This window comes from Legionella cincinnatiensis (assembly GCF_900452415.1).
Lineage (GTDB): Bacteria > Pseudomonadota > Gammaproteobacteria > Legionellales > Legionellaceae > Legionella > Legionella cincinnatiensis.
Genome location: NZ_UGNX01000001.1, coordinates 398,906 through 419,871 on the forward strand (window position 1 = coordinate 398,906; position 20,966 = coordinate 419,871).

Genomic DNA, 20,966 nt, shown 5'->3' on the forward strand with positions numbered 1-20,966 from the left:
ATGTCAGAAACTAAAACCATACCCGCGAGTACTCAAAAAAATTATGTAATACATCGTGATGAGTTACCTCTAAGTTGTCCAACAAAAGATATGGTATTATGGAATGCGCATCCAAAGGTTTATTTACCTATTGAAAAAACAGGAGTAGAGGTTTGTCCTTATTGTGGTTCGCGATTTGTTTTACAGAATGATTAAATAATAGCTTAAGCCCCCAGGTTCCATGTTTATTCGAACGGTTGGAGTTGAGCGTAGGTTGTGTAGAGTTTTTCTAAAAAACAACATAGGGCATTGATTAGGAAAGTTTTACCACCACTTGCGCTAAATACGTCCGTTCTCTGATAGAGACTGACCACCTACATGATTAATTCGATTTGTATTGTAAGATTATCTGCCTTAGGTGATGTTCTAATGGCTGTTCCTCTTATTAGAACTTTACAGGCTAGTTTACCACAAACTACATTGACTTGGATTATCTCCAAACCTGCCTTTGATTTAGTGGAAGGGATGGCTGGTATTGAGTTTATTTTAATCGATAAGCCTAAAAGCATTAAAGATTATTGGTATTTTAAAAAGCAAATGAAAGGACGTACTTTTGACGTGCTTTTAGCACCCCAGGCAAGTCTTAGGACAAACTTACTTTATCCATTGATTCGAGCGAAACGCAAAATAGGCTATGATGATCATAGAGCAAATGATGCTCATGGCTTGTTTGTTAATGAACGAATTAAACCAGGATTAGAACATACTTTAGATGGTTTTTTAAAATTTGCCCAAGCGTTAGGGATACAGGAGCGAGTTATTCGCTGGGATTTACCTATTTCTCCTGCTGATTATCAATGGGCTGAACATCATTTACCCAAAGAGGGCCCCATTTTAGTTATTAATCCTGCGGCGAGCAAGCCAGAGCGTAGTTGGCCTGTTGCGCGTTATATCGAAGTCTTGCAAACAGCCCAAACTCGTTGGAATGTGCAGGTGGTCATTACGGGGGGCCCTAGTGATTTTGATAAAAATCTTGCAGAGCAAATTACTCAGGTTATTCCAGCAATTAATCTCGTTGGCAAAAGTCAGCCAAAACAATTGCTTGCTCTTATCAGCAAAGCAACAGTTGTTCTTTGTCCTGATACGGGGCCCTCGCATATGGCTACAGCAGTGAATACTCCTGTTGTCGCATTGCATGCTGTAACCAATCCCCTTATTTCGGGGCCGTATCTTTTTCAGCATTTAGTAGTGAATCATTATCCTGAAGCAGCGAAAAAAATTCTGGGAAGCAAATGTATCGAAGATGTATGGGGACAACATGTACATGGCGATGAACCTATGCAATTAATTTCTGTTGAAGAGGTGCTGGAAAAGTTGTCTGTAGTTTTAGATGGTTTTAAAAACACTAAAGTATATTAGGTCCCGTCCCTAAAGTTTTTTATCGATTTCCCCGCTTGAATTGCAACCTGAGTTTATGACTATGGTTTTATCCCATAAACTCAGATTCAATACTTGAGGTGAAAGAAAACATAATCGATATTTAATTAGGCACCATTAAATGAGGTTTCGTTTCTAGATTTTCGGAAGTACGATCTGCGGTTATGCTAGAAATACAACCACTCCAAAAAGAGTGGGTTGTAGCGTTATTCGTTAAGGGTTTCTGGGAGGCAGTAGGCTCTTGGATACAAATTGATTCATTGTTATATCTCGGAGTATGTTTATTCATTTTAGTATGGGAGCCTTCGAAGGAGGATTCTTTGGTATCTTCTGTTGTTTTTTGTTGCAAATGCTCTAAAGGCTGTTGTTTGAAGCGATAAACGTTCATGAAGGTAATACAGGCTTGAGTAATCATTAATGCTACACAGATAACGGGGTTAAGGGTAAAAATTGCTGCAGCCGGTATTGCCGCACTATTATAAATCAAATTCATGGCTAGATTTTGATTTATATTTGCTACAGTTTGTCGTGAAATTGCAAAAGCTGAGGCAATAGGTAATAAAGTTTCATTATGAATAACGATGCCAGCTACTTGTTGTGTCAACTCATCACTACCATTAGAGGCCATAGCAATGCCTAGATCACAGGCTGCAATTGCCTCAGCATCATTTCCTGCATCACCTATCATGGCAACCTTCCGCCCTTGTTTTTTTAGAGCATGAATATAGGCTGTTTTTGATCGAAGATTGTTTTCCATCGAGCTTGCAATGCAATTGGCATAAACTTTTTCAATACCCAGAGCTTTTGCATAACGAAGAGCGGTTTCTTCATCAGCACCAGTGCATAAATGAATTTCTTTGCCCATGCTCTTTAAGACATTAATGGTGTGATGTGCCTCTTTACGTAAAGGATCTGTTAATACCATAACGCCAATGATTTCTTGGTTACGCGCTACATAAACGAGCTGATCTCCTGCTGCTAACGACGGGTGTTCGAACTCTGATGGGATCGAAATTCGTTTTTCACGCATTAAAGCTTTGCTACCAATGGTATAGTAATTATCCAGTACTACTCCACTTACTCCAGAATGATATGTTTCATCAAGCTCAGTTACATCTAATTTTGGTTTGTTTTTCTGATTAGCAAAAGAATAAATAGCCTTTCCTATGGGGTGACTTGATTTTTTTTCTAAGGATTCGCAAATGGAAAGAAATTCTGCCTCTGATAGTTTACTGTTATCCAATAAATAAAGATTTTTTACTTTAGGGACTCCAGTAGTTAAAGTGCCATTTAAGTCAAAAATTACAGTATCGATTTGCTCGGCTTGTTGTAATGTTTTTGCACTTTTAAATTGCACGCCATTTTCTGCAGCCTTATGCATGCCAGTGTTTACTGCTAGCGGGGTAATAAGTCCCAAAGTACAGGGACATGCACTGGCTAAAATTGAAATCGCACATTGAATTGCCACGGCAGTGGGAAAAAAGAATGCCATCATCACTCCAGAGATAACTGCTAATGCAATTACCGCTGGAATAAAGTAATTCAATAATTGCTCCGTCTTTATTTCAATGGGTGCTTTTTCTAATACGGATTGCTCTATTGAGTCATCAAGTCGTTTCAGATAAGAGTTGGTATGTGTGTGAGTCACGCGGATTTTTAACGGATTTGTATTCTCTGCTAAGCGCATACCTGCTAATACTTTTTTTTCAGCTGAAAAATAATGAGGTAGGGTTGCTCCTGTAATAATTGTATCGTAAATAATGCTTTCATCCATACAGATACCATCCACTGGAATAATTTCACCTGGATGAATAACAATCACATCATTGACTTGAATATGCTCTAAGTTAATTTCTTCAACATCAAGATCACTTTGTTTTCTTGCAATTTTAGGTGCTCTGTCTTGAAATCGAGCAGTACTTATTTTGTCTTTAATCGTTTCTTCTATGGCAAGGCCTATGTGTCTAAAACCATAGATAAGCAATCCTGCTTCAAACATCATTGGTAGCCAAGGGACAAACAACGAGGTAATGGAAACAGCCAAAATGGATAGTGAACTTAGGGCAAATAAACTATCCATGGTTAAGATACCTGTTTTAGTTAATTTTGACCAAGCTTGATAATAAGAACTTGCTCCTAATGTCAAAGTAGCTAAGGTACTGAAAATGGCTATTGGAACCATAAAAGCAAGGGAGCCTCCTGTAACAAGACAAGCAATAAGCACGGCAAGCCCTGCAATACATCCTATGGCACCAAGAAACCAATGGGAGGCGAAAAGCGCTTTTGTTTTTGTAATGAGAGTATTCAAAGAAAGTGTTTGCTGAGGTTGTTTTTGGCGCTCATTTTGAAGTGCTGTTTTTTGAATTGATTCAGGGGAATATTCATATTCTCTACAGCTAAAACCAATATCTTCTATCTCTTCTTTGAGTTCCGACCAAATTATTTGATGTGCTCGTGTATCTTCATCGTTATTAAGGGTTACAATCGTTTTTTTAGGATCAGCTGTGGTGATAGCTACATGAAAGTATTGTAGTGTGTCGCCGAATTTGTTTCTTAAACAATGTCTTATGCCGTTGCTGCAATTGGTACAGGTCATTCCATCAATATAAAAAACGTAGGTTTTAGACATATAGGCTCGCCAATTTAAGGGTTAATGATTATTTTTATAGCCGATACTCCATGATTTTCTGCATTTGATAACGCATATATTGTCTCTGTCTGTCTCCAGTGATAGTTCATGAAATACGCGTTTTGTTTAATTTTGAAACCATGTATTTTTTCTTAAAAAACAGGATGTTACAATTTTGCTTGAAATAATATCATATATGGCATTTTTTGCACCTTTTTTATTGAAATAATAAACGTGAATGTAAATCGATTATTTGTATTGTGTACCAAACAAAGCATACATTTTATGCAGATGAAATTGAGAAGAATTAGAGTCCTGGGTAAACGAATATTTACCCAGGAGTTTCAGCGATTTATTGTTGTTGCTGTTGTTGTGTCAAATCAGCAGAAGGGGCTGTTGAACGAAGGCTTTGCATTAATAAGATAGTGTTGGTTAGCAACAGACGTTCGTGGATTTGGCGATCTAGGTACATTTGATAATTAATTTCAGCAAGTAAAACCGCGATTTCTTTTTCTACAGTTACAGAAGATGCATTATTTATCTGGTTAAGCCACTGAGTATTACCTGATTGACCAGTTTGGCCTGATTGAGTCGCATTGGCGGGATTAAAAATTCTCCATGTTGCCATATTAAATTCATTTAAAGCTTGGCTGGTGGGTGGAGAGCTAGGAATTTGGACATAATTAGCAAGCGGTTGTTTGGGAGTTTGGGGTAACCTCTTTGACAAAATGTAATATAAGTTACTGATTCCCACGGAATTTTGAGCAGCATAAGTGCGTAAACCTGCAAGGTATCGTGAGAGAATATCCTGAGCCTGATGCTGTTGGGTGGGTGTTACAGTAGCGCTAGTAGAAGAAGCTATTGCCTGACCATACAGAGTATCATAATCTTTCCAGTTGGGTAGTTTTATTGGCGCCACACCGCCAGTAACATAGCGAATAAAATTGGCTGCTTGTTGTGCTTGGCTATCTGCAGTTAACCCTTGTGTTGCACCTTGCTGTTGTCCTCCTGATGTTTCTTGGCTTTGAGTTGTATACAGTAAAGGAGCTGTTAATGAGTTGCTGTTAAGCTGCCCTAAAAACTGTTGAATGTAATTATAAGAAAAAAAGGTAGTTGCATCGGGAAGAGTTCCTATGACATTGTTAGAAACAAGAGTCTCTGTAAGGTAATTGCAGCTTTGATCCCAAGTAGTCCCATCATAGCTCATGCAGTAACTGTAATCGGGGGTACCCAAAATATTTAATACAGACTGAGTTACAGGATCTGAGATTTGACTTGAGTTTGTTGCAATGCCTTGAGTTGAGCCTTGGCTTGATGTTTGATCGATTAAAGGATTAACACCCACCCCAGTTGAGGATTGGCTCGAATAATCTTGAAAAGTAGCATTAGCATAAGGATTTATCGTTCCTGCACTGTTCACATCAGTAGGGACAAATTGTCCAAAAGAACTGCTGTTAAAACTATTAAACGGGATTGAACCTAAGAAGGTATAAAATAAAGAAACTTGTGCAATTTGTGTTGAGGTTAAGTTAAGAAGGGTTTGGCTAAGGTTAAAGTTTTGAATTGTATTTGAGGGGGATTGGGTTATATCATAACCTATATATTGTCCCCAATTTTGTAAATATTGAACTATTTCTTGCATGTTGGTAGACATTTGTTGCGAATTATACAAGCCTGTTGCATTATCTGCTGCGGCAGGAAAAGTCGTAAGGCAAAGCAGATTAAACAATGCAAATTTAGATGGTAATTTCATTTATTCTTCCCCTTCGAGTGCACGTAAAACAAGTTTTAGACGATACTGACAAAAAACTCGAGACAATAACCTTAAGCGTTCAAACACAATGTTTCTTTTGAGAAAAACTCCCGCGGGATCATTGCTTCCAGTGCTAGTCTCTTCTGCATGTATTAAAATACGCGAAGCACTACCGGGGTGAACTGTATCAATTGCTTGGAGTAAACGAAGTCCCCTGCCGGATTTGATATTTCCCACAATGCGAATAAATTTTTCTTCTTCTGCTAAGAGGCCCATATCTATTTTTTCTATGTCATCAAGTTCTTTGCCTAATTGCTCCATAGCTTTTTCAAATTCTGGATTTCCATCCAGAGTCCAGTCTTCAACGCTCTCCATAAACGTGATAACTCTATAAATCATAGGATCAATATATTCAAACCAGTACTTGGCTGAGGCTTCATGGCTTAAATCAGGCATTTTTTACTCTTTCTTTACTGTAAATATGGAATGGACGAACTCTATACTTACTACTATAGTATATTATGAAGGGTAAAAGAAAGAAGTAAAAAATATGAAAAAACACCGTCGCTCACGCATTGGAACTTTATTCTCACAAATATTTAAAATTCGCATTTGGTTTGATTGGGAGCGAATAAAAGCAATCACTGTAGCTTTGGGGAATGGGATTAAACACTTATTTGTACCTCATCAAAATATTGAAACTGAGGAGTCATTTACTGATGCTACAAAGAAATTTGGGCTCAGTGATGAAAGTTTGCTCTCCAAACAGAAAGCATTATTTCGTCTGAGTATGCTAATGGTATTTCTCGCAGTTTTAATTTTGGGTTATGCAAGTTATCAACTTTATCTGGGGTCTATAAAGGCTTTTATTGTGAGTCTTGTAGTTACTTTAATCGCATTGGTTTTAGCCTTCCGCTATCATTTTTGGTATTTTCAAATTAAACAGCGAAAGCTTGGATGTACTTTTAATGAGTGGTATAAGCAAGGTTTATTGGGGGAGAAGAAATGAATAAATTGGCAGTGTCTCTGCTTCTCTTTTTAGTTCCTGGTTTGGTTTTAGCAGATGGTTCTTTAAGTTTTGCACCTCCTGCCAGTGATTATTCTGTCGTATTTCTGGGCAATTTATTCGGTGTTGTTGATGGAGTTTTAAGTGGGACCGGCAGCCAAATTATGGGAAGTATATTTGGCGTATTTAATGCGGCAGTTCTCGCACTTGGTGGAATTGTAATTTTATATACGCTCATAGTCGCTACCATGAACACGGCCCATGAAGGACAAATGCTTGGCCAAAAGTGGTCCTCCATTTGGATTCCAATACGTTCTACAATCGGTTTGGCATTATTGATTCCAAAGGCATCTGGTTATTGCATGATGCAGATTTTTGTGATGTGGGTCGTAGTACAGGGGGTAGGGGCTGCAGACAAAGTTTGGGATGCTGCGTTAAGCTATTTAAATCGTGGGGGGTGATTATTCAGGCCCAACAGTCAAATCCTGCGTCACAGCTCACCCAAGATTCGAGCTCCGGAGTTGGGGGTATTGCTACTGGCGCAGAAACCATACTGGCTGGTCAAGTATGTATGCTAGGTTTACAGACTCAACTACAAAATGCAAGACAAACATATCTCGATCAACAATCCAAAAATACAGGACCTTGCAATAGTGCTACTTCAGGCTCAAGTATGGATACGTTTTGTAAGACAGCTGTTCCTGATTTTCTAAGTTCAGTCAATGTAGTCGCGGTGCAAAATGCAAATCCAAATCCTAAAGAGAAATTCTGGACTGTGGACATGCCTAATTTTGATACCACCTCCCCTTATTATTTCTTAAATGGAATCTGCGGTAGTATCAAGTGGAACAGTATTACCACAAATCCAGCATTCAGTAGTTTACCTACCTATACGAATGGAATAAATCCAAATGCATCTAAAGATGGGACAAATAATACAAAAGTAGGTGACACTACTCTATCTCCTTCAGAGGTGACCTTAACATTAATGTCTCGGGCCATTGCTATTCAGCAAATGTACTCTGATTTGTCGGGTACTGCTCGGTCAATCATTAGTAATGATCCTCAAATGTCGACAAACAATAATAGTAATAATAATCCTGCTACCACATGGGCAAATCAGCAATTTGGCATACCTTTCACGCAAAATGGGACGGCGTGCTCCGCAACAGCAAGTAGCTGCGTTTCTTGGGGACCTTTACCAGGCTATGCAGGTGGAACTTTATTTACAGGGTTAGAGTTAATCAATGCGATTAGTGATTATAATGGTATTATGATGCCAACAATTAATTTGGCACGTATGATAAACGACGATAGTGATGAACAATCAGCTACTGAGTTCATTTCTAAGGCATCCACCCAGGGATGGCTGATGGCTGGTGCCTACTTTTATAATTTGATAGAAATACAAGGTTCTTCAACAAAGAATGCAGGCCAAGTTGATAGCAATACAGGTTTGAATGGCAGCTTATTTACTCCTTCTTCAGTAACGAGTCCATTTACAGTTACTGACCCCAATACCGGTGCCTCTACCTGTAATCAAGGAGATCAGACAGGCAATGGAAAAGATTTTACTAATTTGTGTGTTTGGTTTAATCAAAATGTGACAGCTGTAAACCAGCTAAAACTTCTAATAACTAATACTTCAGCATCTAAGGTGCCGGCTCCTTCTGCAAAAATGAATTTAGTGAATGGTGATAGTGCATCAACAGTATTTGGTTTTTTGAACAATTCATTGATGATGCAAACTCCTGGTCAGCCAGGAGCGGCAAAAGTGAGTTTTGCTCAAATCCCTGATTTCAATATAAATCCTCAGCCTTATAAATTGCAACGACAATCTTTTTCTTGCGGTGGAGTAAAACCATTTTACTCCATCTGTATTGGACGTATCATAGGAGAGGTTGTTTATAATCTAATTATAGTGACTATATATAATCTATTCATTGAATTATTTGGGGGTATTATTGGTATTGTCATCGCGGCATTCTTAGAGACTCCGCTAAAAGGATTAGCTGAAATTTTTCAGCAAGGTCTTAACGTGATTGCTCAGCCCGGAGTTAACCCAGTAATAGCTTTGGCCAATATGGGAAGTCAATATATTAATTTTGCTGGTAATTTATGGATGTATTTGTTGGGTTTAGCTGTTACCAGTGCATTAATCCCTATATTTGGTGTATTTATTTTCGCACTATTGACTCTGGCAATGCCACTGGTAATTGCTTGGGTGGGGATTATGGTTAGTATAGGTTTTGTCACGTCATATTATATTCCTGTATTGCCCTATATTATATTTGTGTTTGGTGGACTAGGTTGGTTGATAGTTGTCATTGAAGCAATGGTTGCTGCACCAATTGTTGCTTTAGGAGTTACCCATCCTGAAGGGCACGATGCCTTTGGTAAAGGCGAGGCTGCTATTATGCTCTTGCTTAATGTATTTTTAAGACCGGCGATGATGATTATTGGATATATTGCGGCTATAGCATTGACTTATGTGGGTGTGTGGATTTTGAATGCAGGCTTTGATCAAGCGATTGGATTTGTGCAAGTGTTACAAAAACAATCCCAGAGTACTCTTACTGTGCAAAGTACTATTTGGAAAGAAGTTGGCGGGGGAGGAGATTATTCGGATTGGAGTGGGGTTTATGCATACTTCTTCTCCATATTAATTTATACATCCTTGTATTTAACGATCGTTCAAAAGTCGTTTACGCTAATTACTTATTTGCCAGATAAAGTCTTGCGTTGGATAGGAGGTACTCCTGAAAGTATTGGTCAAGAAAGCGCTCAATGGGGTGAGGAAGTAAAAGGTAAAGTGCAGGAGGCGGGTAAAGAAACGCAAACAGCACAAGGAACTATGGAAAAAACCATGGGTGGTATCGGTATGAAGGCTGTTGGTAAAGCCAAAGGGGCCTTGGGTAAAGCCTTTGGCGGTAGCGGAAGCACGAGTGGAGAAGGTATACAAGATGGTGGAGAGGCCGGAAGCAGTAATACTGGTGCCAAAAATCCAGGGCCATCTTCTAGCTCAGTAGAATCGACACAACATGCAGGCGCACCACCCGGCGCTGGTGGCGGCGGTTCACCCCCACCAGTTTCAAAATAATATATGAGGAACTTTAAATATTATGCCAGAATTATCCGCCCCGAATAGTACGATAACAAGTCATTCTGATATGATTAATGACAAGCTTAAAGAGCAAAATGCAAAGGCAGATCAAGAACGGTTTATGCTCGAATTATTTGCATTTTTGCAAAGAAAGAATGACTTACTTTTACAGCAGCAATTTGAACAATTGCAAGCTTCATTAAAAGATATTGCTCAAGACTGTGGCTATCAAGATCTTCCTACTGCATTGAATCTGGCAAAAAATGCGCGTGGGCAGACAGCATTAGTGAAAGCATTACAAGATCAAGAGTTTGGCTTAGCAAATACTTTGCTCAATTCTGGTGCACAATATGATGATCAAGCTAGGGCTGAATTTGATATTGCGATAGATAGTGAACGTGGGCGGCAAGCATTAGCGAATCATACGATTAGATCTCCATCTTCTTATACGCCATCAGATCCACAAAAGTTGCATGTAGTTAAAGAATATGGTTTAGTCTTAGGTGTGGAAATGACCAGTAAGGATGGCACTCCATCTCAACGAGCACACATAGGTCCTGCGTATAGTTTGATGACGAAATCGGTCGCTGATTACAGTAAAACTTGTACTAATCAACCGGTTAAAGATGACTTTAAACAAATTGCCAATGCATTTAATTTTACAAATAATGTATCTAAGTTTCAAAGCAGTCATCCTACTGGAACTCCTGAGGCGGGCAAGGAACTCTCGAAACGAATTCAAGCAGGAGAAGTAACAACAGTTCCTGTAAGTTGTAAAGGTCATGCTATGGGGTTGTCTTTTGCTCCAGTGGCAAATGATCCTAATAAAACGTATTTAGTATTTACCAACCGCGGAGAAGGGGCTGAGAAATCAGGTAAATTTGGAACCCAAATCTACGAAGTAGATAAGCGTGATGTGACTCCCGAGTTTATCAATAAAATGATGAATGGTCATTTTAAAGGGAACTCGCATGATGAAATAATGGGTAATATTCAGCGAGTTACTAAAGGTAAAGAACCTATTTGTCATATTGAACAAAGTCCTCAAAAGTACGACAATTGTTCTATTGCTAATGCTCGTTCTAATATCCAGGGAATACTTTTTTGTCAAGAAGCTAACCGTAAAGGAGGCTTTGATAAAGTGAACAAAGAAGAGGTCAAGGAGCGTTATAAAGATTTTAGTGACGACATGAAAAGTAAAAAAGTTCAAGAATTGGCAAAAGCTATCACAAAAGATCCAGAAAATTCGGATTTAAAAGCTTTAGCCCAAGGTTACTTAGATAAGCCAGGTAGTAAATTTAAGCATCATTTAGAATCGGTAGTTTCTGAAGAGCCATCCGTGCGCATGAAATCCCCATAATTGTAAGCAGGTCACCGGGAGATGATGAATCTTCTGAACAGGCAGGTTCAAGAGGTGCTAAAAATGATCGTTCCTTGGTAGGAAATGACCTTTTAGCCTAATTTTAAATTTATCTCGAATCAAATGATAATTACTATAATTGGCGCAACTAATATGGATTAGAGATTCCACGCAAAAACTCACTCATTTCAATAGGTTCTTGACCAATCCCTAATGAATGACGAACATAATTTGCTGCTTTTAATATATTTTCTAAATTGTATTTTTTGAGTTGAATCGAATGTAAATAGGCAACAAAAAACTCTGTTTTTAAATTTCCTATTCCCCTCCCCATTCCTGCCAGCGTGACATCAATAAAACGTACTCCAGCACTTATAGCAGCTAATGCATTGGCTTGAGCTAAACCAAGATTATCATGAGCATGAAATCCGAAAGAGGTTGTAGGGTAGAGGTTCATGTATCTATCATAAAGTGATTTAACTTGTGGTGGTAATAAACTGCCATTAGAGTCAGCAAAGTAAATAATATCTGGTTTGTAATCATTGATTTTTTTCATTACTTCATCAAGCTCATTCTCTTTATAGCAAGAAGAATGAGTTAAATTAATTGCAACATCTATATTTGCCTTTCTAGCCATTTTTATTTTAGGTAGGGCTGATTCGAGATCACCTTTTGGAATACAGATTCTTAATAAATCAATACCACATTCTTTTAATTCGATTAGATCGTTTGGGGTTATATTATTGGGGTAAATCATTACGGCTATTTTAGCGTGTTTAATTAAGGATCTACAAAAAAATAAATATTCTTTCGTACACCATCCCGCTCTACCTATGTCCATAGGTACTAAAGAGCCGTTACGATAGCCAATTTCTATGTATTCGATGCCAGAGTTATCAAGAGGTTGAAGGATTTCTTTTAATTCAGTGTCTGTAAAATTAAAATTAGTTCTATGTCCTCCATCCCTTAACGAGGTATCTAAAAGTATTATAGGCTCGCTCATATCATTCCACATACAAAAATATGCTTCTTTATTAATTATAGCTAAAATAACAACACTTCAATAAAGAGAATGATTGACGTGGTATTAATTAAAGTATAAAAATGCTGGGAAGGTTATTGTTGATATTCTTTTGCACCAGCAATAATTAATTTATATACTCGTTCACTAATAATGCCTTGCTCGAATTTTGCTTTGGCATCCCAAGTCATGAGCTGACCTTTTTGACGAACTAGTTTACGCGTGGCGGATGTGACTTCGTTAGGATCACCTTCAAGTAAGATATCACGAACTTCTTCGTCAAATACTAAATACTCTCTTAAGGCAACTCTCTTGTCATCTACAGTAGGTACTAATTTTTGCCATATACATAATCTTATTGTTTCTAAGATATCTATCGTTCTGCCAAGTCGTTCTTCACCAGAGAATGAAGTAACGAGTCGGCGCATGGTTTCTGCAACTCCTGAAGTATGCAAAGTTGTATATACAGGATGTCCAGTGAGTGCAGCTTCTAAGGCAGCGCTGATCGTTTCTGCATCTCGGCACTCTCCTACCATGATTAAGCGAGGCTTTCTACGTAAAGCATTTCTTACTCCATCTGCAAAACTTGGTAAGTGTCTTGGTATTTCGGATTGACTCACTACTGCGGATATGGTTTCGATTTCATCATAGACGAATTCAATAGGTGATTCATAGGTTAATACTTTGCGATGAGAATCTTCAAACTCGATTAACTGTCGAATAATCGATGCTAATAACGTTGATTTACCTGAACCTGTGGCTCCGGTAATAAATACAATTCCTTCTTGAGGCGCAATTGCTTGAAGAACGTTATCTGGCAGATGCATCGTTTCTAATCTGGGTGGCGTTGTGGGAATTGTTCTTAAAGTGATTTGGATTGCATCATGTCCTTCTACCAGACAGGCTGTTCCATTCACCCGATAGCGGTATCTAACACCTCGATTAGGGCGAAATTCATAGTGTGTATCTATATCCTTACCTGAAAGAAGCTGAGTCGTCGCATTAGGTCCATAAATGGCATTAATTAAATCACCAAGCTCCGTGTTTGATAAACGTCGATTAGTAATGCGGAATAATTTACCATAAACTTCCGCATAAATAGGTTCGCCTGTTTGAATAGTAATGTCCGAAGCATTTAAACGTTCAGTGTGTTCCAACATTCGATCCATGAATAATGGAGTAAAACGAGTAGGCTCATCAGGCATTAAATGAATATTGTTACTCATATGTTTTCATTAATGAATGTTATTGTTGTCGTTTACTGGGGCAATCATAGGTTGCCACGATTTATCTGTTATTATAATTTTAGACCGATTTGCCAATTTTTCCATATTTTTGAAATGTTCTAGAGCGTTTTCGTCTTTAGAAACAGCTGCTCGCCATTGCTCACTATTTACATTAAGAGCCGGTAATGCAGTTATTCTTAAGACTCTATCATCAATATGGATTTCTGATGCATCACCTGTTACTCCTAAGTCAGTATGAGAAACATATGGAGGAGAGACCATATTCATTGCTAATAGTTTTCTATATAAGATCATGCCACCAAAATCTTCTTTAATTCTTGCAATGTTTTCCTCAAGAATAGTATTGGCCTGATCAACTCCTTGCCTCCAGCCCTTAGCCGCATAAATACACCATATTTTCTTTTCGACTTTTGTTTTAGGAAGTAAGGTATAGTTAGGATATTCTGGCTTTACATAGTCCAGCCATAAATATTGGCGCCAAGTAGGGGGAGTGGTTACAAAATGAGCCTGCTTTGCTACTTTATAGGTACGATCAGAAATACGAATCGTTTGTGTATCTGCAAGATTAAGTGTATTTCTTCCTTCCAATAAGACTGGAGGTAAAATGTTATGCTCTAATATGAGTGAATTAAAATCATAAATCGCGTCAAGTCTTCGCGATTGTCTAATAAGGTGTTCATCAATAACTTTCGCTCTCCATGCTAAGCCTCCTTGTGCCCCAAGACTTAATGCAGTTTCTTTGATAGCCATTTGACGAAATTTACCTTTGAGCTTCTTATTTCTCTGGTTTTTATTGACATTAGCCATGGCTTGTATACCAGCCAATGAGCCAGTATCACCTACGTATTTTGAGGAGGTGCATGCCAGCAACAATGCAGATAATACAACTGTTATACTACGAATAAATTTTGCCATAGCGTAATTCAACTACTTGACTGTTAGGGTAAACGTGAATATCTGCTTTTTTACCAGCTTGGTAATCAATATCACGCAAAATTTCAGCTAAACTTTGATCTTTTATATTTATACTAATTAAAACGGGAATCGATGGTGCTTTTCCTAATACGCGAAATCTGTAATGAGCCGATTTGGCAATACGAGCAGCAAGTTCTTCTATTGGGCCTGACCAGTCTACGCTAGCTCTAGCTTGTAGATTATAGGCATTGGGTATGGTCAAAGTATTGTCTTTATGGGGTGGCATGATCACCTTTTCAACACGTGCCATTTCGTGCATGGAATCACTTACAGATACCGCAGCTTCTGCTAACTTAATTGTGGCATCATCACTAGGATTATTGACAGGTGGCTTTTTAAAAAGCGTACCGGTTGTCTTGCATCCTACAAGCAGGACAGAGGCAATAAACAGCATCAGAAGCTTATTGTTCATTCAATTCTTTAAATGTTTGGAAATCTTCGTTTGATTGAAACAGGAGCTAGCCTCCTTGTCAAGCCTATCGAGAGTGAATTATATGAATTTAAATAGAAACTATTTTTAAAATTCATTATATGAACAGTTTTCGTAACATGGAATGAAGCTTAGAGTTATTTGTAGTGAAGCAACACAAAATTTATAATTTTTCAAATAATCCGTAAGCTACTTGTCCTGCTTGCTTCATTTTAACTTGTCGCCAGTCTTGCTCATCAAGATGAATTGCAACTGCTGATTCCAGATAAACAAGGCCACCCGTTTTAATAATCTGGCTATGAGTGATATCTGCAATACACTGAGGCAGATAATTTTTTGCAAAAGGTGGATCAAGAAAAATCAGGTCAAATTCTTCTTGGCTTTGTTTCAGATAGGATAATGCGTCTGTTTTTAAGAGTTTGAGTTTAGGGCTGTTGAATGCACTAATGACTTTTTGTAGATGTGTAAATGCTTTGGGTGATTGCTCTAGGAAAACAACACGTCCCGCTCCTCTTGAAAATGCTTCCAGGCCTAGAGCTCCGCTGCCTGCAAAAGCATCCAGGCAACGCGCCTCTCGAATATCGTGCATTAACCAGTTAAATAAAGTTTCGCGTACTCTATCTGGTGTAGGACGTAATCCTTCTTCAGTAGGGAAGGACAGCTTTTTACCCCGATAAATCCCACCAATAATGCGTATACTGTGTTTCATGATTGCCCTACAGTGATGAGTAAAAATTTATCAGGATTCACTTGTTTTTTAAATGCTTCTTTTACTTGTTCACTGGTGACTGAATTAATATGAGCAGTATAATTATCCAGAAAATCATCAGGTAAATGGTAAAAAGCCATACGTAATAAAATGGTGGCAATACTGCGATTACCGGATAAAGAAAGTGGAAAACTTCCTGTGAGGTACTGTTTAGCAGCTTCCATTTCTTCATTACTAGGACCATCATTGATGTAGGTAGCTAAAGTTTTTTGAATAATGTCTAAGGAATTTTTGGTTTGTTGATTTTTAGTAGAGTAGCTGATGAGAAATGGTCCTCTTCCTGGCATAGGTATAAATTGGCTGTCAATACCGTAGGTTAAGCCACGCTTTTCTCTGATTTCAATGGCGAGTCGAGAAACTAAAAGCCCCCCTCCTAAAATGTAATTTCCTACTATGAGAGGAAAATAATTCGGATTGTGGTGATCAATACCGATTTGACCAAGTCTTATGATCGTTTGTGATGATGGAAATGGGATATTGATTGCTTGAGCCTGGGACAGTTGTTGGGCTTTAGGGATTTCTGGAGCTGGCTGACCTTTGGGAAGCTCTTGAGTCAATTGATCTGCGAGTTGATGAGCAGTTTGACTTGTAATGGCGCCTACCATGACTAAAACAGCATTATTACCTACATAGTAGCGTTTATAAAACTCAATAATCTGGTTTTTATTGATTGCTTTAACCGTTTCAGAGGTACCATTGACCGAGTGTGCATAGGGGTGTTGTTGGTATAATGTTTTGAAAAAATTGAGATTTGCTACCTCTTCTGGTGATTCTTGGCGTTGTTCAATGGCCAGCAATTGTTGTTTTTTTTCTCTGATGAAAGCTTCGTCAGGAAAGTCAGGATGATTGATAATCTGAGTAAACGTTTTACTGGCTTGTATGAGTTGATCTTTGCTGACCAGGGTTTTAAGATGTAAAACGACCATATCTCTATTAATTTCAACATGGTATTGAGCTCCGGTATCCGCCAATGTTTCAGCAATAGTAGTTGCCTCTTGGCCTGAGTTTCCTTGATTCATCATCTGGCTTGTCAATGCAGCTAGACCATATTGAGGGCCGTCATTTGCAGACCCTGCAGCAAAAGCTAAGCTGATATCCAACATAGGCACTTCCATGGCTTGGTAGAAAACCACTTGAACTCCATTTTGAGTTTTCCACCTTTCTGTTTTAAATGTATTTGCTGTCGCTGTGTGTGACAAACCAATCATTAATGCCATAATGCATGTGCTAAAAATTCTCATGGTGTTACCTTGTATTTTTGAGGTTCTAATATTGCAATTGTTTTATTTTTTTCTTGAAAATAACGTTGTGCGGTTTGCTGAATTTGTTCTGGAGTAACCGCTTCAATTGCTTTGGTATATTCCCCTGCTTTTTGCCAACCTAGACCAATTGTTTCTAAAAGACCTATTTCTGAGGCTTGTCCGAAAATTGAGTCCTTTTCAAAAGTTTTTTGTGCAATAATTTGATTTTTAATTCTTTGCAATTCTTCCTGACTCACTGGCTTTTTCTTCAAATCATCCAATTCTTTAATAAATGCTTTTTGTAAGTTGCTTAATTTATAGTTTTGACTTGGAGTACCATAGATGATGAATTGTGTTTGATATCGTGTATATGGGTTATAATATGTATCTGCTCCTGCAGCAATATGATTGCCACGAATTAAGTTTTTAGCAAAGCGAGAACTTTCGCCTGCATCTAATATTCCAGCAATTATTTCTAATGCATAAGGTTCATAGGCTTTATGAGCAGTACGTGTACTGGGAACAGAATAGCCAAGCATCAGCAATGGTAGTTTTGCTGATGCTTGCACATGAACACTTTTTTTACCCAACATAGGGGGTTCTTTTTGTACTTTGCGTTCGGGAATAGCTTTCTGAGGCAATGCACCAAAATAGTTTTCAGCTAAAACACGAACTTGCTCTGGATTAACATCACCCACCACAACTAAAGTAGCGTTATTAGGAGCATAGTATTTTTTGTACCATTCTCTTAGATCTTCAATATTCATCTGTTTCAGATCACTCATCCAGCCTATAACAGGATGATGATATGGAGCACTGAAATGAGCAGTTGCAAGAAAACGCTCAAAGGCTAACGCTTGCGGATTATCATCAGTACGCATTCGTCGTTCTTCTTGGATTACTTTAATTTCTTTAGCAAATTCATTAGTATCAAGGGTTAAATGATTCATACGATCTGCTTCTAATTCAAAGCTAGTTGCTAGTTTTGAGGCATCTATTTTTTCAAAAAAAGCAGTATAATCATTGTTGGTAAAGGCGTTAGCTTGCCCCCCAATTGATGCAATCGTTTTGGAGAAGACACCTAACGGGAATTTTTCTGTTCCTTTGAACATCATATGTTCTATGGCATGAGAAACACCTGTAATTCCACCGGGCTCATCCGCAGAGCCTACTTTGTACCAAATCATTGATACGACAATAGGAGCTCGATGATCTTCTTTGACCAATATTTTTAATCCATTATTCAAGATATACTCTTGAACTTGGCTAAAGGTCTGGCAAGATAGTACCATGAGTAGCGTAAAGAGTATTTTGCGCACAACTTAACCTCAAAGTAAAAAAGATGATAGAATTTCACATTTTTTAGGATTTGTACACTATATGATTAAATGGTTCAAACGCAGTCATACTCCCGCTGCTTCAGAAGCTGATGAGTCCCAGCATAAAGAAGAGTTACTACCACAAGCTCCTACGAAAGATGTGGAGCAAGAGCAAGAGCCTGTAAAACAAGGATTTTTTGCGCGTTTTAGGAAAAGTTTAAGTAAAACGCGCCATCAGTTAGGTGATGGCATTGGCCGGTTATTGTTAGGAAAAAAAGAAATCAGCCAAGATTTGCTGGATGAGTTAGAAACTCTTTTAATCAGTGCTGATTTGGGTATAGAAACAACACAAGCAGTATTAAAGCAATTGACAGAAGGTTTAGCGCGTAAGCAATTATCTGACGGTGATGCGGTTTATGAGGCACTGAAATCTCATTTACAAGCAATTTTAAATCAAAAAAATCAATCACTGACTTTAGAAACTCCTGATCATTCTCCTTTTGTTATTTTAATGGTTGGCGTGAATGGGGCCGGTAAAACAACTACAATAGGAAAATTAGCAAAGCAATTTCAACAGCAGGGTAAAAAAGTGATGTTAGCTGCTGGAGATACCTTTAGAGCTGCAGCAGTAGAACAATTGCTCGTTTGGGGGGAGCGAAACGATATTCCTGTTATTGCCCAACATACAGGTGCTGATAGTGCCTCGGTTATTTTTGATGCCCTGCAAGCAGCTAAAGCACGAAAAATGGATGTATTAATTGCGGATACGGCGGGACGATTACATACCCAAAGCAATTTAATGGAAGAATTGAAAAAAGTAAAAAGGGTATTACAAAAACTTTGTCCGGATGCGCCTCATGAAACAATGTTGATATTGGATGCAACTATAGGGCAAAATGCATTAGTTCAAGCAAGGCAATTTAATGAAGCGGTTGGATTAACGGGTATAACCATGACCAAATTGGACGGAACAGCTAAAGGTGGAATTTTGTTTGCTATTGCTAATGAACTAGGGATACCCTTTCATTATATAGGGATTGGTGAGGGAATAGAGGATCTGCAACCCTTTGATGCTGCGCAATTTGTTGGTGCATTATTTAATGATCACATTTGACCAAGTCAGTAAACGTTACCCGGGTGGTTTTGAGGCTTTAAGCCAAGTTAGTTTTACCTTACAAAAAGGAGAGATGATTTTTCTTACTGGGCATTCAGGAGCAGGAAAAAGTACTTTACTTAAATTGATCGCTCTATTGGAAAGGCCTACTTCTGGCCAATTAACAATGAATGGCATACGTTTGAATCATTTAAAAAAGCGCGATGTGGCTGCTCATCGCAGTCAATTAGGGATTACTTTTCAATCACCTTATTTACTGAATGATCGGACAGTTTTTGATAATGTAGCTTTGCCTTTGCAAATTCAAGGCATGGCTTCTCCGATGATAGTCAAAAGAGTACACGCAGCACTCGATATGGTGGGTTTGCTTAGTAAGGAAAAAATGCTGCCTATTCACTTATCTGGTGGAGAACAACAACGTGTGGGTATTGCCCGCGCTGTAGTTCATAAGCCTGCATTGTTGTTAGCGGATGAACCTACTGGAAATCTTGATCCCAAACTTTCAGCAGAAATTATGCTGATTTTCGAACAATTTAATCAAGTAGGAGTGAGTATCTTAATTGCTACCCATGATTTGCCATTAATTGCAGGAATGAAACATCGAATCGTGATGCTTAAAGGAGGCCGGATGTGTTAAAGGGAATGCGAACAATCCTTGCCTATCACCTGCAAGCAGCAATACAAAGTTTAAATTTATTATGTCGTAGGCCCGTAGCGACCCTGATGACCTCCATTGTGATTGCTATTACCTTAGCGTTACCCGCTCTTTTTTGGATTATTTCTGATAACTTAGCTCACCTAACAGCAAATTGGCAACGTGGTGGCCACATTTCCCTTTATTTAAAACCTGGCTTATCTGAAGCAGAGCAACAAAATATAGTGCAGGAAGTACGTAAAACTGATGGAGTAGCACACGTTAGCTTAAAGTCTTCCGCGGAGGGACTGTCGGAGTTGACACGACAAGAAGGGATGCAGGATATTATGCGCTATCTTCCTGAAAACCCTCTGCCCGCAGTGATTGATGTGATACCTGATTTGGTGGCTAACTCACCTGCTAAATTGGACTTATTAGCACGACAGTTGCAAACGATAACTCAGGTTGAGCATGCAAAAGTTGATATGGAGTGGATAAGCCGTTTGCATGCTCTTTTGAGTTTTGCGGCTACATTTGCTGATTCATTACTTGCTTTATTGGCAATGGCTGTAGTGGTGATCGTTGGTACCACTCTTCGTTTAGCGATTCATAGTCGACAAGAAGAAATTCAGGTTTTAAAACTAATCGGTGCGCAAGATCCTTTTATCCTCAGACCTTTTTTATATTCTGGAATTTGGTATGGGGCAATCGGAGCTATTTTTGCAATCTTTTTGGTTAATATTTTTATATTCAGTTTAGGTGCTGCTCTTAATCAATTGGCAGTCGTTTATCAAATGCACTATCCGCTAGCAGGGTTGTCAATGCGCCAGATCTTGCTACTTGTTTTGTTTGCAATTATACTAGGATGGATGGGGGCAAGATTATCTGTGAAGCGACAGTTAGCCTCTATAGAGCCTCAAATATGAGCTCTTTTATACAGCGAAATTTT

Annotated in this window: 17 protein-coding genes and 1 pseudogene; 8 read left to right on the forward strand and 10 right to left on the reverse strand. The window is 38.5% G+C overall.

The features are described 5' to 3' along the window. Together DYH34_RS01760 and DYH34_RS01765 are read left to right on the forward strand one after the other, a co-directional pair. Positions 1–195, forward strand: coding sequence for a zinc-finger domain-containing protein (locus DYH34_RS01760; protein ID WP_058463930.1), 195 nt, complete (start codon positions 1–3; stop codon positions 193–195). Between the two features lie 162 nt (positions 196–357). Continuing rightward, the gene (locus DYH34_RS01765; protein ID WP_058463929.1) at positions 358–1,398 is read left to right on the forward strand and encodes a glycosyltransferase family 9 protein; all 1,041 of its coding nucleotides are present in this window, start codon (positions 358–360) and stop codon (positions 1,396–1,398) included. A 121-nt stretch (positions 1,399–1,519) separates the two neighbouring features. Here DYH34_RS01765 and DYH34_RS01770 read toward each other — a convergent pair whose 3' ends face one another. From DYH34_RS01770 to icmW, 3 genes are all read right to left on the reverse strand, one after another. Further along, the gene (locus DYH34_RS01770; protein ID WP_058463928.1) at positions 1,520–4,045 is read right to left on the reverse strand and encodes a heavy metal translocating P-type ATPase; all 2,526 of its coding nucleotides are present in this window, start codon (positions 4,043–4,045) and stop codon (positions 1,520–1,522) included. Between the two features lie 352 nt (positions 4,046–4,397). Further along, on the reverse strand, positions 4,398–5,798 hold the full coding sequence (icmX, locus tag DYH34_RS01775; RefSeq protein WP_058463927.1) for a type IVB secretion system protein IcmX: 1,401 nt from the start codon (positions 5,796–5,798) through the stop codon (positions 4,398–4,400). After that, a complete protein-coding gene (gene icmW / locus DYH34_RS01780; protein ID WP_058463926.1) occupies positions 5,799–6,254 on the reverse strand; it encodes a type IVB secretion system protein IcmW in 456 nt (151 codons plus the stop codon). Positions 6,255–6,348: 94 nt separating this feature from the next. Between icmW and icmV the strand changes: the two genes are divergently transcribed. The 3 genes and pseudogenes from icmV to ankD all read left to right on the forward strand — a co-directional run bounded on the left by icmV (position 6,349) and on the right by ankD (position 11,267). Then, positions 6,349–6,807, forward strand: a complete 459-nt coding sequence (icmV, locus tag DYH34_RS01785) for a type IVB secretion system protein IcmV (protein WP_058463925.1) — start codon at positions 6,349–6,351, stop codon at positions 6,805–6,807. Continuing rightward, positions 6,804–9,904 (forward strand): annotated as a pseudogene (gene dotA, locus DYH34_RS01790) (type IVB secretion system protein DotA). The gene icmV and the pseudogene dotA overlap by 4 nt, the downstream one beginning before the upstream one ends. 22 nt (positions 9,905–9,926) lie before the next feature. Then, a complete protein-coding gene (gene ankD / locus DYH34_RS01795) occupies positions 9,927–11,267 on the forward strand; it encodes a Dot/Icm T4SS effector AnkD/LegA15 (RefSeq protein ID WP_058463924.1) in 1,341 nt (446 codons plus the stop codon). A gap of 148 nt (positions 11,268–11,415) precedes the next feature. On the opposite strand, the gene DYH34_RS01800 is transcribed toward ankD, so the two are convergent. The 7 genes from DYH34_RS01800 to DYH34_RS01830 form a co-directional block, all read right to left on the reverse strand. Then, positions 11,416–12,270: a beta/alpha barrel domain-containing protein gene (locus DYH34_RS01800; RefSeq protein WP_058463923.1), complete on the reverse strand. Its 855-nt coding sequence runs from the start codon at positions 12,268–12,270 to the stop codon at positions 11,416–11,418. 113 nt (positions 12,271–12,383) lie between these two features. Then, positions 12,384–13,514: a Dot/Icm type IV secretion system ATPase DotB gene (gene dotB / locus DYH34_RS01805; RefSeq protein ID WP_058463922.1), complete on the reverse strand. Its 1,131-nt coding sequence runs from the start codon at positions 13,512–13,514 to the stop codon at positions 12,384–12,386. 9 nt (positions 13,515–13,523) lie between these two features. Further along, positions 13,524–14,450 (reverse strand): type IV secretion system DotC family protein, encoded by a 927-nt coding sequence (locus tag DYH34_RS01810; RefSeq protein ID WP_058463921.1) that lies wholly within the window; start codon positions 14,448–14,450, stop codon positions 13,524–13,526. Further along, a complete protein-coding gene (gene dotD, locus DYH34_RS01815) occupies positions 14,431–14,922 on the reverse strand; it encodes a type IVB secretion system lipoprotein DotD (RefSeq protein WP_058463920.1) in 492 nt (163 codons plus the stop codon). The genes DYH34_RS01810 and dotD overlap by 20 nt, the downstream gene beginning before the upstream one ends. Before the next feature lie 181 nt (positions 14,923–15,103). Then, the gene (gene rsmD / locus DYH34_RS01820) at positions 15,104–15,649 is read right to left on the reverse strand and encodes a 16S rRNA (guanine(966)-N(2))-methyltransferase RsmD (RefSeq protein ID WP_058463919.1); all 546 of its coding nucleotides are present in this window, start codon (positions 15,647–15,649) and stop codon (positions 15,104–15,106) included. Further along, entirely contained in the window at positions 15,646–16,950 is a 1,305-nt protein-coding gene (locus DYH34_RS01825) for a M16 family metallopeptidase (RefSeq protein ID WP_058463918.1), read from the reverse strand. Before DYH34_RS01825 ends, rsmD begins: the two co-directional genes overlap by 4 nt. Next, on the reverse strand, positions 16,947–18,242 hold the full coding sequence (locus tag DYH34_RS01830) for a M16 family metallopeptidase (protein ID WP_420795576.1): 1,296 nt from the start codon (positions 18,240–18,242) through the stop codon (positions 16,947–16,949). The genes DYH34_RS01825 and DYH34_RS01830 overlap by 4 nt, the downstream gene beginning before the upstream one ends. 88 nt (positions 18,243–18,330) lie before the next feature. Between DYH34_RS01830 and ftsY the strand changes: the two genes are divergently transcribed. Genes ftsY through ftsX form a run of 3 tightly spaced genes read left to right on the forward strand, consistent with a single transcriptional unit; the run spans position 18,331 to position 20,943 of the window. After that, a complete protein-coding gene (gene ftsY, locus DYH34_RS01835; RefSeq protein ID WP_058463916.1) occupies positions 18,331–19,383 on the forward strand; it encodes a signal recognition particle-docking protein FtsY in 1,053 nt (350 codons plus the stop codon). Then, positions 19,370–20,020: a cell division ATP-binding protein FtsE gene (gene ftsE / locus DYH34_RS01840; RefSeq protein ID WP_058463915.1), complete on the forward strand. Its 651-nt coding sequence runs from the start codon at positions 19,370–19,372 to the stop codon at positions 20,018–20,020. Before ftsY ends, ftsE begins: the two co-directional genes overlap by 14 nt. Positions 20,021–20,025: 5 nt before the next feature. Continuing rightward, positions 20,026–20,943: a permease-like cell division protein FtsX gene (gene ftsX / locus DYH34_RS01845; RefSeq protein ID WP_420795575.1), complete on the forward strand. Its 918-nt coding sequence runs from the start codon at positions 20,026–20,028 to the stop codon at positions 20,941–20,943. Positions 20,944–20,966 lie beyond the last annotated feature (23 nt).

What these genes read in the sequence shown, in the direction of transcription:
- DYH34_RS01810 (WP_058463921.1), bottom strand. Translation starts at nt 14,450, where the DNA reads ATGGCAAAATTTATTCGTAGTATAACAGTTGTATTATCTGCATTGTTG.
- icmW (WP_058463926.1), bottom strand. Translation starts at nt 6,254, where the DNA reads ATGCCTGATTTAAGCCATGAAGCCTCAGCCAAGTACTGGTTTGAATAT.
- ftsX (WP_420795575.1), top strand. Translation starts at nt 20,026, where the DNA reads ATGCGAACAATCCTTGCCTATCACCTGCAAGCAGCAATACAAAGTTTA.
- DYH34_RS01830 (WP_420795576.1), bottom strand. Translation starts at nt 18,242, where the DNA reads ATGGTACTATCTTGCCAGACCTTTAGCCAAGTTCAAGAGTATATCTTG.
- DYH34_RS01760 (WP_058463930.1), top strand. Translation starts at nt 1, where the DNA reads ATGTCAGAAACTAAAACCATACCCGCGAGTACTCAAAAAAATTATGTA.
- DYH34_RS01800 (WP_058463923.1), bottom strand. Translation starts at nt 12,270, where the DNA reads ATGAGCGAGCCTATAATACTTTTAGATACCTCGTTAAGGGATGGAGGA.
- icmX (WP_058463927.1), bottom strand. Translation starts at nt 5,798, where the DNA reads ATGAAATTACCATCTAAATTTGCATTGTTTAATCTGCTTTGCCTTACG.
- rsmD (WP_058463919.1), bottom strand. Translation starts at nt 15,649, where the DNA reads ATGAAACACAGTATACGCATTATTGGTGGGATTTATCGGGGTAAAAAG.
- ankD (WP_058463924.1), top strand. Translation starts at nt 9,927, where the DNA reads ATGCCAGAATTATCCGCCCCGAATAGTACGATAACAAGTCATTCTGAT.
- DYH34_RS01765 (WP_058463929.1), top strand. Translation starts at nt 358, where the DNA reads ATGATTAATTCGATTTGTATTGTAAGATTATCTGCCTTAGGTGATGTT.
- ftsE (WP_058463915.1), top strand. Translation starts at nt 19,370, where the DNA reads ATGATCACATTTGACCAAGTCAGTAAACGTTACCCGGGTGGTTTTGAG.
- DYH34_RS01770 (WP_058463928.1), bottom strand. Translation starts at nt 4,045, where the DNA reads ATGTCTAAAACCTACGTTTTTTATATTGATGGAATGACCTGTACCAAT.
- dotD (WP_058463920.1), bottom strand. Translation starts at nt 14,922, where the DNA reads ATGAACAATAAGCTTCTGATGCTGTTTATTGCCTCTGTCCTGCTTGTA.
- ftsY (WP_058463916.1), top strand. Translation starts at nt 18,331, where the DNA reads ATGATTAAATGGTTCAAACGCAGTCATACTCCCGCTGCTTCAGAAGCT.
- DYH34_RS01825 (WP_058463918.1), bottom strand. Translation starts at nt 16,950, where the DNA reads ATGAGAATTTTTAGCACATGCATTATGGCATTAATGATTGGTTTGTCA.
- dotB (WP_058463922.1), bottom strand. Translation starts at nt 13,514, where the DNA reads ATGAGTAACAATATTCATTTAATGCCTGATGAGCCTACTCGTTTTACT.
- icmV (WP_058463925.1), top strand. Translation starts at nt 6,349, where the DNA reads ATGAAAAAACACCGTCGCTCACGCATTGGAACTTTATTCTCACAAATA.